The 14948-nt window shown below is 38.9% G+C and carries 10 protein-coding genes; 2 read left to right on the plus strand and 8 right to left on the minus strand.

Annotated elements, in window-relative coordinates; translation table 11 throughout:
* Positions 1–129: 129 nt before the first annotated feature.
* From ACSVDH_RS22170 to ACSVDH_RS22185, 4 genes are all read right to left on the minus strand, one after another.
* Positions 130–4485 (minus strand): alpha-amylase family glycosyl hydrolase, encoded by a 4356-nt coding sequence (locus tag ACSVDH_RS22170; RefSeq protein ID WP_439251845.1) that lies wholly within the window; start codon positions 4483–4485, stop codon positions 130–132.
* Between the two features lie 314 nt (positions 4486–4799).
* On the minus strand, positions 4800–5732 hold the full coding sequence (locus ACSVDH_RS22175; RefSeq protein ID WP_439251844.1) for an aldo/keto reductase: 933 nt from the start codon (positions 5730–5732) through the stop codon (positions 4800–4802).
* Between the two features lie 165 nt (positions 5733–5897).
* Positions 5898–6755 carry a glycerophosphodiester phosphodiesterase gene (locus ACSVDH_RS22180; protein ID WP_439251843.1) on the minus strand — a complete coding sequence of 286 codons (858 nt, stop codon included), beginning with the start codon at positions 6753–6755 and terminating at the stop codon, positions 5898–5900.
* A gap of 182 nt (positions 6756–6937) precedes the next feature.
* Positions 6938–7816 carry an endonuclease/exonuclease/phosphatase family protein gene (locus ACSVDH_RS22185; protein ID WP_439251842.1) on the minus strand — a complete coding sequence of 293 codons (879 nt, stop codon included), beginning with the start codon at positions 7814–7816 and terminating at the stop codon, positions 6938–6940.
* Positions 7817–8096: 280 nt separating this feature from the next.
* On the opposite strand from ACSVDH_RS22185, the gene ACSVDH_RS22190 reads away from it, so the two are divergent.
* Positions 8097–8222: a hypothetical protein gene (locus ACSVDH_RS22190; protein WP_299092808.1), complete on the plus strand. Its 126-nt coding sequence runs from the start codon at positions 8097–8099 to the stop codon at positions 8220–8222.
* A gap of 134 nt (positions 8223–8356) precedes the next feature.
* Here the strand turns inward: ACSVDH_RS22190 and ACSVDH_RS22195 are convergent, their stop codons facing one another.
* The 4 genes from ACSVDH_RS22195 to ACSVDH_RS22210 all read right to left on the minus strand — a co-directional run bounded on the left by ACSVDH_RS22195 (position 8357) and on the right by ACSVDH_RS22210 (position 13409).
* Entirely contained in the window at positions 8357–9739 is a 1383-nt protein-coding gene (locus ACSVDH_RS22195; protein WP_299092809.1) for an L-cystine transporter, read from the minus strand.
* Between the two features lie 114 nt (positions 9740–9853).
* A complete protein-coding gene (locus ACSVDH_RS22200) occupies positions 9854–10615 on the minus strand; it encodes a GTP cyclohydrolase II (RefSeq protein WP_299092811.1) in 762 nt (253 codons plus the stop codon).
* A gap of 143 nt (positions 10616–10758) precedes the next feature.
* Positions 10759–12255, minus strand: coding sequence for an esterase/lipase family protein (locus ACSVDH_RS22205; RefSeq protein WP_439251841.1), 1497 nt, complete (start codon positions 12253–12255; stop codon positions 10759–10761).
* Between the two features lie 170 nt (positions 12256–12425).
* Positions 12426–13409 (minus strand): DMT family transporter, encoded by a 984-nt coding sequence (locus ACSVDH_RS22210; protein WP_439251840.1) that lies wholly within the window; start codon positions 13407–13409, stop codon positions 12426–12428.
* 118 nt (positions 13410–13527) lie between these two features.
* On the opposite strand from ACSVDH_RS22210, the gene ACSVDH_RS22215 reads away from it, so the two are divergent.
* Complete coding sequence (locus ACSVDH_RS22215; protein WP_439251839.1) at positions 13528–14928, plus strand: aminotransferase-like domain-containing protein; 1401 nt, start codon at positions 13528–13530, stop codon at positions 14926–14928.
* Positions 14929–14948: the final 20 nt, after the last annotated feature.

The raw sequence follows: 14948 nt of genomic DNA on the forward strand, positions 1-14948 counted from the left end.
AATCGAAGAAGTGTTAATTATTCTTTCCACCTATTTTTATTTTACAGAGTATAAATAAAAATAGCCTGTAAACTGATCCTTATAAGAACCATGTTTACAAGCTCTATATCTTAGCTAAGGCTTTTGCCCTCAGTTCTTAACAACCGTAAACTCAATGGTTTTCGTATTCTTTGCAATAGCCGTGCCATCATTCATAAAAATGTTCGATTTATTTTCCTCTGATGGCTCAATATGAATGGACAATTTATTCTCACCTTCTTTTAATCCGACATGATGAGAAAATGTCATATCATCTTTCATCATTACCTTTTCACCATTTATAGTAAGGACACCTTCTTTTATGGCATTTCCCTGCAGGGTAATACTGTCAGATGAGACGGTTTGGCCATCGGTATGTGAAGTGATAACGACAGGCTGATCGATCCAGCGAAGGATTTTATCTTGTACAACCATTTGATTCCCGCCTTGGTTTGTTACGACGATCGATAAATCTGTTCCTTGGGCACCATATCCATAATAGCTAACATCATCATCATTTGGATTAGCAGGTGTGTGATCAGCTAATCCCTCTTGGTCCCAGGACTCATTTTTTACGTATTTGTAGGTTAGCACTTCGCCTTCCTGTGCTTCAATGGTATATTCGTAGTCATTCGTGACAGCACCAGCGCGGGTCATGGTCCAGGCCCCGGTGTTCCAGCCGTTTTTGCTGCCCGGTATCGTAACAGTAGCGCCTTGTGGTGTGTAAGATGGTGCATTTACTTTAAATGTTACCTTTACCGTTACGAGGTCAGGTGTAACAGAAATGGCATTAGATTTTACTGAGTTTCCCGCTTGATCATATAAATGAACTTCGTAGGTATATGATGTTCCATTTGTAACATTGAAGTCTTTGTATGACTTTCTTTCCGGATCAACGATTTGATCGATCATTTCTCCGTCCCGGATTATGACAGCCATGTATGGATCTGTTTTACCTTCAACCTCCCATAAAAGATTGACCTGTCCAGATTCCTGTGCAGGCTGCTTAAGAATGACTTTGTCGGCAGGTGCTGTCATATCGTCACCCTTTGCAAAGGTCACAGACTTCGTCTCACTTAATACCCAATTACGACCAAGGTCGGTTGAGAAGGCAAAGCGGTATTCGTATTTTCCTTCCAGTAAGGGCAGGAAGCTTGCATTAAATACATTGAATGTATCTTTTTGATCAACATATATCGCCTTATAGGCTGTCCAGTTTTCATTCCCCGGCTGTTTTACCTCAAGTTTTGCCTGTAAGCCTTCAGCATGGTTTGTGTCTGTCTCTCCTTTAATAAACATCCCGGCGGAAACAGATTGCGGCTTCGCAAGATCGATTACACCTGCTTCAAGATCTGTAAGATGATCGATTGTGTAATTCCCATCTGTTAGGGGTACATGCGGGATAACAGCCTTCTTTGTTTCGGTTTTCACCGATTCATTGCCGTTTTTATCAAGGGCAACAACAGCAAAATAATAGTTGCGGCCATTGTCTAAGCCATCAATGCTTACGTTCGTCGAGGACGTTTCCTTCACTTTTTCATAAAATGCACCAGAAATGGTTGTTTGGTAAATGACATATTTCTTTGCGTCACCTTTCCACTTCAGGCTAACCGAGTGACTTCCCTCTACTGCTGTTACGTTTGTAACAGGGGCTGGTTTTTTCAGATTTTGCTCTTTATCTGTCACAAGCATGCGCCCGCTCATCGCTGGAATATTGATTGTTAGTTTTCCATCCTTTGAGACTGCCTTATATGCTTTATCAAGCTGGTCGGTTAAGCTTATTCCATTAATCAGTAAGTCTTCTACCTTAAGCTCAACAGTCTTTTCCTCGTTGCTGCGGTTGGTGATCACAATAGCCGCATTCTTTTTATTTGAACGAGAAAAAGCAAGAACATCTCCTTTTGCATATAAGTGTTGTAAATCACCATAGCTAAATAATTGATGAAAGTTTGTTCTAACCTTTCCAACTGCTTGGTAGTGTTTAATTAAATCCTTGTCTTCACTTCCCCAAGGGTATGTTCGGCGGTCATCGGGATCCTTTGAGCCGGTTACTCCCGCTTCATCTCCATAATAGACAGTTGGTGCTCCGGCATAGCCCATTTGCAGGATCGCCGCAAGCTTCAAACGCTTAACCCCTAATTCATGATCATAATTTTTATCATGCTCGGCACGTTCAAAGGTATCTGTTCCATTCCCTAAAACAAACGCTGCACGAGGTGTATCATGTGAGCCCATTAAGTTCATTAAGGCGTAAAATGCTTCTTTAGGATAATCCTCGTAAATAGCATTCAGCTGATTTTGCGCCCCTTCGGCATTGCCATTTTTCAAGTAATCAATCAGTGCGCCGCGAAAACGATAATTCATTACCGAATCGTACAAATCACCAAGGAAGTATTTGGACGCATCATCCCAAATTTCACCAAGAATAAGCGGATCATTTTTCTTTCCTGTTTTTAATTCTTCACGGAATTCCCGCCAAAACTCTGGATCTACTTCATTAGCTACATCCAAACGCCAGCCAGATGCTCCACGTTCAAGCCATGTTTTGGCAGCAGAATGTTCGTCATACATAATATAGTTTGCAAATTGCTTATTGTTTAGCTCAGAGTCATAGTTTACCGCTTCTCCTGGAATCGATTTGATTTCAGGCAAAGAATCGAAGCCCCACCATGCCTGATATTTATAAACTCCATTCACTTTCTCATTTTCAATGTTGAACCAGTTATGGAATCCATAGGGGCTAAAGACTTGTCCCTCAGCTTTAAATTTTTCTTCTACTTGTTTTTTCGCTTCCTCTACTGTTACACCTTTATTGACCAGATCATAAATCGCTGACCAATATTCATACGCACCAACTGTTTTGTATTTTCCATAACGATCAAAGTAAATCGAATCATCTCCGACGTGGTTAAATACACCATCCAGAATCAAATGCATTTTTCGCTTCTTTAATTCTTTTGTAAAAGCTTTAAATTCCTCTGGTGTACCGAACATTGGGTCAATGGCTTTGTAATCTGTCGCATCATATTTATGGTTGGAGGCTGCATGGGCAATTGGATTTAAATAGAGCGTATTTACCCCTAATGATTGAATATAGTCGAGTTTCTTTTGAATGCCGGCAAGATCTCCGCCAAAGAAATCATTTGACCATATTTCATCACCATCATATCCTTCAGTAGCTGCTTCACGAGGATTATCAGGGAGCTCGCTCCATTCTTGATGCTCAATCGGCTCTGTTCCTCTAGCTGTTTCCTTTGCCTCATCATTCTGTTTATTACCATTGAAAAAGCGATCCGGGAAAATTTGATAAACAATGGATTCCTTCATCCAATCAGGCGTTTTATACGCTGAGTCATACACGGTCATTTGGAAGAAACCTGCATTAGAGTCTGATGCTGTTCCTTTGCCGCCTTCTTGAATATCTTCACCGTATTCCCTTTGCGCTTCTCCGTCACTGGCAATAAATTTATAGCCGTAAACCCCTTTTTCCTCCGGTTTAACCCTTGCTTCCCAAAACTCAACAGGCGTGCCGCTATGTTCTACCCATCCCGCATTTTTCATTTCAACCATCATGGTGTTCCCAGACTGATAGTTTTTTAGAACAACTTTGGCTCCTGTTAAATCGCCTTTCTTCGCCTGGAAACGAAGCTTTACCAGCTCTCCCGCCTTCACAGCTCCGAATGGTGACCTGAAAGCTTGATCCCATGTATCATGTACCAGTTTATCCCCTTGGACATTGCCGTCTGGCAAACCAGAATCATAATCGGTGTACACATCCTTTGTATCATGATTATAAAAGAACGTAATCGTTGCATCTTTTACCACATTCAAAACAAAGTTGTTCTCCGGGTATGCCGGTGCCTCCCAGCTGTTTCCCAACACAATTTTAAATTCATGCTTACCTTTCGGAACATGTGCTGTAAATGAATAAATATTGTCAAGATCCTCATCGTTTAAGATTGCGTTTGATTCATTTGGCGCCCATTCTCCACCAGCTTGAAGCTCAGGCTGGATATCGCCAACAATTCGTGGCTTTTGATCATCTGGGAGTTCAACAGGAATGGTTACATTATGTGTTTGATCATCATAAATAAAGGTCACTTGTTTCTCTTGATCGAGGAATAGCTTGTAATTCTCGCCATTTGGCGTCCCATTTAATCCATAGTTTTCCTCCCAGGAGCCATTAATCGCAATTTTATATTCATAGTTTCCAGCAGGCAATGTTCCAGTCAACTTATAATTTCCGTTCTCCATTAACGTCATCCTAGTTGTAGGATCTTCTGGACTCCATTCTCCTGCTCCCCCAAGTTCATCCTGTAAATTACCGACTAGTGTTACAACTCTTTCTTCTGCTTTTGTTGGCATTGGATTTACCACTCCTATCCCTGCAAACGTTTGCGCAAATAAGAAAAAAATAGCTGCAAAACTAATACTCCTTTTTAACTTTATCCTTCGCTTGCCTCTCACCTAAATCCCCCTTTTCGACAATTATTTTAGAAAGCGTTTGCAATTATAAAATTGAGCAAACGCTTTCTTAAGATGATTATCTCATTTTTCTGATTTTGGAAGAATAGGGATATTTCCATAATTTTAGTTTTCGGCAGTAGGTCTTTCTTCTTATGATCATCTAGAGAAAGTAGGGATATAATAGGGTATCTTCTCCTCATTTACCGCAAAACATGGACTATCAGTTGATCAGGTATGTTCTTATTTCCTATTAAACTCAAAATAGCTGCTATTTGCGGCAGCTATTTCGTTAGTTTTATGTAGAAGTAATCAATCTATTTAAAGATTCGATCAATTTCATTCACTTCTGCTTCGGTCAGTTGAACATCCAACGTTTTTAAATTATCTAATACTTGCTCTGCTCTTTTCGCTCCAGGAATCACGACGTCAATTGTTTCACGTGTTAAATACCAGGCTAGAACAACATGTGCCACTTCTGCGTTTTTCGCATCAGCAATTTTACGGATTTGTTCTACCTTTTCAAGATTTTTTGCAAACTCGTCCCCTTGGAGGTGTGGCATATCTTTGCGCAAATCATTGAATGTCATATCCTTATTGTATTTACCAGCTAATAAACCTGCTGCTAAAGGAAAATAAGGAATAAATGAAATTTTATGTTCGTTTGTATATGGGAAGAAATCTTGCTCGGCTTCACGCTGAAGCAAATTGTAATTTCCTTGTAATACATCCACATAGCCATCTTTATTTGCTTCTTTTAATTGCTCAATTGTAAAGTTCGATACGCCAATCGCTCTAATTTTCCCTTCGTCTTTCAGCTGTTTTAAGGCACCAACTGCTTCATCCTTAGGTGTATCTTGATCCGGAAAATGAATGTAAAATAAATCTATGTAATCTGTCTGCAGCCTTTTCAAACTATCTTCAACGGCTTGTTTTAAAAAGGCAGGTGAGTTATCTATGACAACATCGTCACCGACAAACTTGTGTGCTCCTTTTGTGGCAAGAATGAGTTCATGACGCTTACCAGATTCTTTTATTACTTCTCCTACTAGTTCCTCTGAACGTCCTGGTCCATAAATAAAAGCAGTATCTAAGAAGTTTACGCCATGATTGATCGCTGCTCGAACCAAATCTTTACCAGCTTCTTCGTTTAAATTAGGATAAAGATTATGACCCCCTACAGCGTTTGTCCCAAGTCCGATCGGACCCACAACTAAATCTGTTTTTCCAATCCGTGTTTGCTTTGTCATGTTCTACTTCCTCTCCTTCTCAGTTTTTACCATTATAGTCATTATCATTATATCTTGTAAGCTGAGAGAAACTCTAATAATCTACTCATCGACCATCATGATTATAGAAAGAGTGAAAAAACTCAAGCTCTATATACTTGAGTTTTTTGAATGGATTCAGTAAATTTATTTACCTTTTTTCACTTCATGAAGCCTGTCCGGGAAGTTTGTAAACATACCTGTTACACCCCAGTCAATTAGCTTACTCATTGTTTCCTTATCATTTACCGTATACGGGTGAATTTCCAAGCCGCTCTTAACTACCTTTTGAACATATTCCTCATTTAAATACGTATGGTTTGGTCCAACGCCCAATGCGTATTCTTTTATCGCTGCAATTTCAGAATCAGTAATCACTGCATTGCTTCGATATGAAAGCAGCTGAACAAGCTTTACAGATGGATCAAGCTCGTGCATTGTTTTCAGGCTCTCTGCACTAAAAGATTGAACAAGCAAGGTATCTTTGTTGATGTCATATTCATTAATTAGACGCAAAAGCTCTTTTTCCATACCTGGATAGACATCAGGGGATTTCGTTTCAATATAATAGTTTTTGTTTTTTCCAAACGTTTTGAAGACCTCTTCAAGTGTTGGCACTTTTAATCCAGCATAGTCAGGGTTTGCATATTCCGGGTATTTTTCATTAAACCAGCTGCCGGCATCCAACTGCTTAATTTCTTCCAATGTATAATCTTTTACAAGTCCAGTTCCGTTTGTTGTACGGTCAACTGTTTCATCATGCATGGCGATTAGCTTTCCGTCGCTAGTCATCTGCAAATCAACTTCAATATAGTCACCGTGCATTTTTTCTCCCATTTTATAAGCGGTAATCGTATGTTCTGGTGCATGTCCAGAAGCTCCGCGGTGGGAAACATTGACGATTTCCTTATATTTCTCTTTTGCTGACACCGTTCCTGCACTTACCGTTAAACTGACTCCAATTGCTAGAGCTCCAATCACTGATAGCCATTTTGTTTTTTTCAAATTTGTGCATCTCCTTCTCTTATAAACTACTATTAAAAAATACCAAAATAGTATTAATTTTCATTTACAGATAGGTAAAAACTAAAGTTGCTAGATTACAAGATCGTAAACGAATTTCATATTTTTAACAAAAGAAGATCCTACCGATTTTTCTCAGGTAGGATCTTTCACACTAAGCTTGGTTACTTATTTCCATTATAAAACGGTTCTTCACGATCCAATACAATTTCTGCTGTGATTGGAAGATGGTCAGATACAAAAGTTTCAATTACTTGAGTCTTTACTGTTTCAACATCTTTGGATGTAAAAATATAATCAATTCGTTTCGTTGGATTTTCAGCAGGATATGTGTTCGCATTGGCTGCATTTGAAAAGACATCGAGATAATTTTCGCGCATTGGCTTCATTTCATTGCTTTCAGGAACAGCATTTAAATCCCCCATGATGACCTTTGGACCTTTTACTTGACTGGCAATAGCATGAATTTCATTAACCTGTATTTCTCGTTCTGCTGAAGTTAAGGCAAGATGAGTATTAAAGAAGTGAAGGTGATTCCCTTTTACATTGATCATTGCATCCAGCAGGCCGCGCTGCTCTGTATTGCCTATTTTCGTTAAAAGGTGGTTTTCAGATGAGATGATCGGATATTTACTTAAAATGGCTGTCCCATACTGACGGCGGGGATCTCCTTCATTTAATGGATCACGATCAAGGTTTGCAGCATATGTATAATACATTCCAAGGCGTTCTGCCAGCCATTTTGCCTGATCTTGAAAGTTGCTTCGCTCGGACCAATGGTTGTCCACTTCCTGTAAACCAATAATTTCAGCATCTGCATCTTCAATGATTTTAGCAATTCGTTCCAGATCCAAGACACCGTCAATTCCTTCAGCATGATGAATGTTAAAGGACATCACCTTTACGTTTACTGTGGTACCGTGTTCTTTGGCATATGATTTGTTGCTTAGATCTAATTGGAAAATCATCATAAACGCAATTGCCGAAATAAACAATACCTTTCCAATTTTACCTTTACCACTTTTTTTATTACCTATTCTCATAAGCTAAACTCCTCCTATAAAACTTTTTCTAAAAGAGAATATCAAATGAATCCATAGCCACTATTTCATATATGTAAAAAAGAGAATAAATTTGATTACTTTTTTGTTAATTCAATCCAATTATCCTATGATGAAATCCCCATTCAAATAGGGAGATCTTCTTTTCTAAAACCGATAGGATTCAGAAAATACTCTTAACAGTTTAGGGCAATTAGATTATTTATTAAATAAGCGTTATAATAAAAGAAATAGGTAAACTTATACTAGGGTGGTGGCTTACTTGAGAAATCGTCACAAACGACAAAAGCGGAAACGTGATCTCGTGAAGGATTATTTAAAAAATAAATTAAAGAATTTGCTTCCAAAACCTAATAAAAACCCTGTATCAAATCATAAGAATGATTAATTTAGCAATCGACTGAAATAAATTTTCCCAGGATCTGTTACAATCCAACATTTTTTCTCCTATAAAAAGAGGCTATCTCTAGACCAAAGGGTTAAACCTTTGTGAGACAGCCTCTTCTCGTATTTTTTATCTGATTAAGCTTCCATGATCTCCGCTTGCTTGTAAGTCTCTTTATCTAACTCACCTGTTGCTTTTGCTGTAAGAACGCCTGCTGTCATACTTCCGCTGACATTTAATGCAGTACGTCCCATGTCAATTAATGGCTCAACTGAGATTAAAAGACCGACAATTGCAATTGGAAGATTTAAGATCGATAAGACGATGAGTGCAGCAAATGTTGCACCACCCCCGACCCCTGCAACTCCGAATGAGCTAATAGCTACGACTAAAATAAGGGTAGCAATAAATCCAGGACTTGTCGGATCGATACCAACTGAAGGAGCAACCATTACTGCCAGCATTGCTGGATAGATTCCGGCGCAGCCATTTTGCCCGATTGAGAGTCCAAATGAACCTGCAAAGTTAGCGATTCCCTCTGATACACCAAATCCCTCTGTTTGTGTTTTTATATTCAAAGGTAAAGTACCTGCACTTGTACGTGAAGTAAAGGCAAACGTTAATGTAGGCAAGCCTTTTTTCACATACTTTACCGGACTTAGCTTCACAAGCGCTATTAAGAGAAGATGTACAATAAACATTGCGATTAACGCAACATAGGATGCAATGACAAACTTTCCTAATTTCACAATTGCTGCATAATCACTTGTTGCTGTAACCTTTGTGATAATCGCAAGAATTCCATAAGGTGTCAGCCGAAGAATGAGTGTCACAATTCTCATCGTCATTGTGTATAGAGTATCAATAATCTTGGCAAAAAACTCACCATGCTCTGGTTCCTTACGTTTTACTCCAAGATAAGCCATACCTACGATTGATGCAAAAATAACAACCGCAATCGTAGAAGTTGGACGGGCACCTGTTAAATCTTGAAACGGATTTGCAGGGAACAGCTCGATGATTTGTTGCGGGATTGTCATATCTTGTACCCCAACAACTTTTTCTTCTATTTCTGCATTGCGGGCCTGTTCTGCCTCACCTGCAGTTAACTCCATGCCATCAAGGCCAAAGCCTAAAGCAGAGCCTATACCAATAGCGGCTGAAATCGCAGTTGTTCCAAGTAAAATTCCGATCACCAGGAAGCTGATTTTCCCGATGTTTTTCGTCAGCTTTAGCTTAGTAAACGCTCCGACAATGGAAACAAACACAAGCGGCATGACGATCATTTGCAATAGTTTCACATAACCGCTGCCGACAATGTTAAACCAATCGATAGTAGTCGTTGTTACCTCAGATGTTGCTCCATAGATTAATTGAATAATAAGACCAAGTACAAGGCCTAAGCCTAATCCAGTGAAAACTCGTTTTGAAAAGGACACATGTTTTTTCTGCATAATGTACAATCCAAATAAGAGTATGAGAAATACGATGATATTAATAATGACTAGAAATGTATTCATTCTAATCTCCTTTCTATTTTCTTTTACAAAATAAAACTATAAGTCAATTATTCCAATGCGTCAAGTAGGAATTACTGAGCCATCATTTTTTGCCTCCCCATCAGCTTATCGTTGTTAATCATCTGGACATCCCCCTTTTAAATGACCAGAACGAATAACCTTTGTTTCCAAGTATTTTTCATTAAACTCAGAAACATCCCCCCATAATGGAACCCTGCCAGCGACATTTGCACCAGATGTTTGCAGTGCCTCTAATTTTCTCGGGTTGTTGGTAATAAGCGTTACCGGGTTTGAACGCAACGTTTTTAGGACGCGTATCGCGTCATCATAATTTCGCGCATCATCGACAAAGCCAAGCTCCAGATTAGCTTCTACTGTATCCAATCCTTGTTCCTGAAGGACATAAGCCATCGCTTTACTAAATAAGCCAATCCCTCTTCCTTCATGATTCGCTAAATAAAATAATGCACCAGATCCGTGAGCAGCAATCATTTTCATTGCTTGCTTTAATTGAAAGCCGCAGTCACAGCGCTTGCTGCCAAAGATATCTCCGGTATGGCATATACTATGCATACGAATTAATGCTTCCTCCGATTGTTGAAAATCACCATATACAAGCACGCTTGATTGCTGCATTTCAGCTAAATTGGAAGATGCTAAGGTTTCAATAATACTTTCTGTATTATATGATCCGTCATCACAAAAGTGCCCTGCCATATTGTCGCAGCGCAGCCAGCAATACCACTGAAAAATCGTTGTTTCACCATCCAGGTTGACAGGCAATTTGATTGGACCAACTAGATAAATCAATTTCTCGCCGCTTTTGATAACATTAATTTTGTCTTCTAAAATGGACGTCACTTTTTTATTTACCATTAAATCCTTCCTCCTGATGGATATGTCGTTCGGAATCATTTTACATATATTATGCCCCATTAAGAGTTATCTATATCTTTTTCATGCTTGTTGGACACGAATAAGACGCTTGCCTAGATTTAAAGGAAAGCGCCAAGTAACATTTACTGATTAAAATAAACTTTACCCGCAGCGTCTATATAAACTGTTTTGATCATCGTTCTTTGAAACCTTTGTTTATCGAGTTTCCCTGTCATATCGATCGTTATATTATAAACCCCTTCACCGATTTTAGGAAGTTTAAAGCTTCCATCATGTCCTTCCTTTATCAATATGTTTCCCATTTTTAATTTCCCATTTTTATAGTATTCAACCATCAAATCTGTTTTTATCTGCACCCTGCTGTCTTTTGTATTAAACTTAATATTTTTGTCAGTAAGATCTATTTTTAGATTTTCAAGAAGAGGACTATCAAATGTTATGTTAAGTAAATACCGTGCCAGCTTGTCTGATTCTGCATTAAGAGACCACTGTCCTGACTGAGGATTTTGTATAGTGAGCGAATGATGGTAGGCATTGCTGAAATACCCTGTTGCATCCTTTTCAATGGTAAATGACGTGTATGGTTTATTTGTAGGATCTTTAAGTGTCAGCTCAGTTACGGGTACACTGCTGATCCAATTAATCGTGATTTCTTTTACCCCTTCTTCGACAACAAATGATTCCTGTTGTTTCGTTGTAAATTCTCCTCCCCTTGTATAAGAAGCAAGATCAGTAGAAGCTGCTGCAACGAAATCCTGTGCTTGGATGGTACTGCCGGCTGTCTCATATAGTTCATTTAAATACGGTTTAAATAAATGGAATGTGGAGGTGCCTTCTTTTATCGTTGTATGGTTCCATTCACCGACTTTTAACTCAGTTCCATAGGATAGCTTCGAACTGTTGACAGTGACGGCACCATCATTTGCGCCGTAGCCGCTAAGATAGAGACCGCCCCAATAAAGCGAGCTGCCAAAGCTTCCCCATTTCGTTCCGCCAAACGTATAAAAGGGATTTTTAGAAGCATTTGCATGGTAATCTGTTTTGGAGCGGAAATAATTCATATAACCAGTTTGCAAGGAATAGGTTGCATCATTTTTGCTTCCGATTATCCCAGTTAACCATCCGGCCCAGCTGCTATAAGCAAGGTCTGCTAATTGTGATCCGTAGTGAGGCGCTGACAAGGTGATAACTCTTTCCACATACGGAAAAGCTCCATAATGAACAAGGGCTGACTGTGCATCAATCCCGCCTTTACTATGGGCAACAATGACAACCTTTTCACCAAAATAATTAGATATATCACGAATTTTTCCGGCTAATAGCTTGCCATTATCCCACATATTTTTCGTTGGATGAAGATCAATGAAGGCAGTTTCGTAACTATTTTGATAAGCAGTATCATACATATTATTTTCATTCCACCAAGTTTTTGAAGAGCTGTTTAATCCGTGGATAAAGAGAATCGGATATTTTGAAGGTGATACATTAGAAGGTTTCGTGCCAACATACCATTGTCCTGGAATTCCTGAAGGATCGTCTTTGCCAAAAGAGCATGCATGACTTAATGGCGGCAGCAAAAAGAACATCCCGACACATGCATAAATCAACTTTCTAATCATTTCCCACTCTCCCTTTCGTCAGATAAGGGCCATTAAAGGATCGTCTAAGGAGAAAGCTGCTGTCTTATACCCTTTCTTTATAAATATGATATAACAGAATCATTCATCTAAAAAAGAGTAAAAAACCCCTCTTTTTTAAAAGTGATAACTTGAGAGGGGTTCAAAAAAAACTATCTTTTCACTTTTTTTGCTTTCATTACTAGATTTCCGCCGGAACCTTTCATTAACGTAAAAGAGAATATACTATGAAAATTCGTCAGCTTTCCTTTGAGCAGTCCCCTTATTGTTTCATAATTAATCAATACCGTACCAGCGATGATCGTTAATGCGCCAATCCCGGTCATCCATGAAAAATATTCATCATACACGACAACACCTAATATAACGGCAATGATCGGTGAGATATAGAGCCAAGTAGACGGAAAGATCGGATTTGTGCGTGACACAAGCCAATAATACAGACTATGACCAACCATTGAACCAAATACAATTAAATAGAGAAGCGAGCCCAATGAAGCATAGCTTAAAAAAGCATCGAGCTGAATCTTCTCAGTACATAATGATAATACGATTAATAGAATCCCGCCGTGCATCATTTGAGCTGCATTTAAAGCGATAGGTGATATTGATTGAAATTTTTGGATCACATGCTTTGAATAAAGTGTTCCTGATGCGTAAAAGATTTCACCGACAATAATCGCTATACAACCAATCATCCAAAACGGACTAATTTCAATAGAGAAGCTAGGAAGAATTAATAGCATGACACCGACAACCCCAATCATGCACCCTATAAAGGAGCTGCCTGCTGCTTTTTGCTTTAATACAAATGACTGAATCATCATAATCATCATCGGACCTGTAGCAGATAAAACAGCAGCAATTCCTGAGGTGACATATTGTTCTGCCCAGTATAATGTAGCAAATGTTCCAAACGTTAAGCCCACTCCTGTCAAAAACATCTCTTTTCGAAACAAAAAGCGGATTGTCGCTTTGTCTTTCCAAGCTATAAAGCTAAATAGCAGCAATCCAGCAAGAAAAAAGCGGAGCCCTGCAGAGAAGAGTGGCGGCAAGCCTGCATCCACACCAATTTTAATTGCTAAAAATGTTGTTCCAAAGATAAAACACATGAGTACATAATTGACAATAACCATCTAAACTCCTCCTTTTTATTTCATCATAAAAGGAGAACAATAGAACAGATTAATTTTAATAGAACAGATCGGTTCTTATCGATGATACAATAAAGAAAATATATGAGGAGGATTCAATATGAGCAAGGCGGTTCATCAAGGTGATTATTTGTTCAAACAGGTCTATGATTATGTAGTCCACAGAATCGATCGCAAAGAATGGAAGGAACATGATAAGCTTCCCTCTGTCAGGCAATTGGCAGATGATTTGAAGATCAATCGTTTAACAGTGTTAAAAGCATACCAATTGCTGAAAGAGCATGGAAAAGTGTATGTGAAAGATAAATCAGGCTATTATGTCCAAACAAGTGAAAAGACTGGCCTTGAAATAATCGATCCTCCAATTGTCTCGGCATATGTCCAGAAAAATCACTTATATGACATTCATCAGACACCCGGATTATTTAATTTTTCTCAAGCATTGATCGATCCAAATCTTCTGCCGAATCATTTTTTATCAGATTACGTGAAAAAAGTGTTTGATATGTATCCAAAAGTGCTTGCAACCTATTCAACTGTGCAAGGGGATGAAGAACTGCGGCAAACACTAGCGAACTATTTTATAACCAAATATAAAACTTATCTTAGCGCTGATGATATACTGATTACATCTGGTTCACAGCAAGCAATCCACCTAATCTCTCAAGCTTTTATTAAGCCAAGAGACACAGTTATGTTTGAGAGACCTAGCTACAGTGCGGCAATTGATATTTTTAGAGCACAAGGAGCCCATATCGTAACCGTGGATATTCATGCAGAGGGATATGATTTACAACTGATCGAATCCTATATGAAACGGTATAAGCCGCGCCTCTTTTATCTTAATCCAACTTTTCATAATCCGACTGGTTATACAGTTCCTGCCTGGCAGCGAAAAAAATTAGTCGATTTAGCTGAAACGTATCGTTGCCTGTTAATTGAGGATGATGCCTATCACGACATCTATTTCGAGCAGCCCCCACCGCAGCCAATTTATACGTATGATACAGCAGGAACAGTAATTTATATCCGCAGCTTTTGTAAATATATCTCACCTGGGTTGAGAATTTCGGCTGTTATTTGCCAATCACCATTACTCAAATCTTTACTATCGGCAAAATCATTAGCTGATAATGGTTCACCGCTTTTAAATCAGAAGCTCTTTCTTCATTATTTTTCATCTCTTCGGATGCAGCAGCATTTGGAAAAACTTCGCATTGCCCTGCAGATTCGCAGGGAAATCATGGAGGATGAACTTTCGGCAACAGACTGGCAATGGACCAGTCCGAACGGAGGCTTAAATTTGTGGATAAAGCTTCCTGAGCACCTATCAACTGAATGGTTGGTGGAACGATGTATTGAGCAGTCAATATCCTTTGTGCCAGGCGTGGTTTGTGATCCATTAGAGCAATTATCATCTTGGATTCGCTTGAGTTATTCATTTGTAAATGAGATCCAGCTTCGGGAAGGAGTTAAGCGGTTAGTTAAGATTGTGGAATAATAAACTTGTTATTTCATAAT

The organism is Metabacillus sp. Hm71 (assembly GCF_051842955.2).
Classification (GTDB): domain Bacteria; phylum Bacillota; class Bacilli; order Bacillales; family Bacillaceae; genus Metabacillus.

Excerpts from the sequence above, each read along its gene's own strand:
- ACSVDH_RS22195 (WP_299092809.1), bottom strand. The coding sequence starts at position 9,739 with ATGAATACATTTCTAGTCATTATTAATATCATCGTATTTCTCATACTC.
- ACSVDH_RS22200 (WP_299092811.1), bottom strand. The coding sequence starts at position 10,615 with ATGGTAAATAAAAAAGTGACGTCCATTTTAGAAGACAAAATTAATGTT.
- ACSVDH_RS22215 (WP_439251839.1), top strand. The coding sequence starts at position 13,528 with ATGAGCAAGGCGGTTCATCAAGGTGATTATTTGTTCAAACAGGTCTAT.
- ACSVDH_RS22210 (WP_439251840.1), bottom strand. The coding sequence starts at position 13,409 with ATGGTTATTGTCAATTATGTACTCATGTGTTTTATCTTTGGAACAACA.
- ACSVDH_RS22205 (WP_439251841.1), bottom strand. The coding sequence starts at position 12,255 with ATGATTAGAAAGTTGATTTATGCATGTGTCGGGATGTTCTTTTTGCTG.
- ACSVDH_RS22185 (WP_439251842.1), bottom strand. The coding sequence starts at position 7,816 with ATGAGAATAGGTAATAAAAAAAGTGGTAAAGGTAAAATTGGAAAGGTA.
- ACSVDH_RS22175 (WP_439251844.1), bottom strand. The coding sequence starts at position 5,732 with ATGACAAAGCAAACACGGATTGGAAAAACAGATTTAGTTGTGGGTCCG.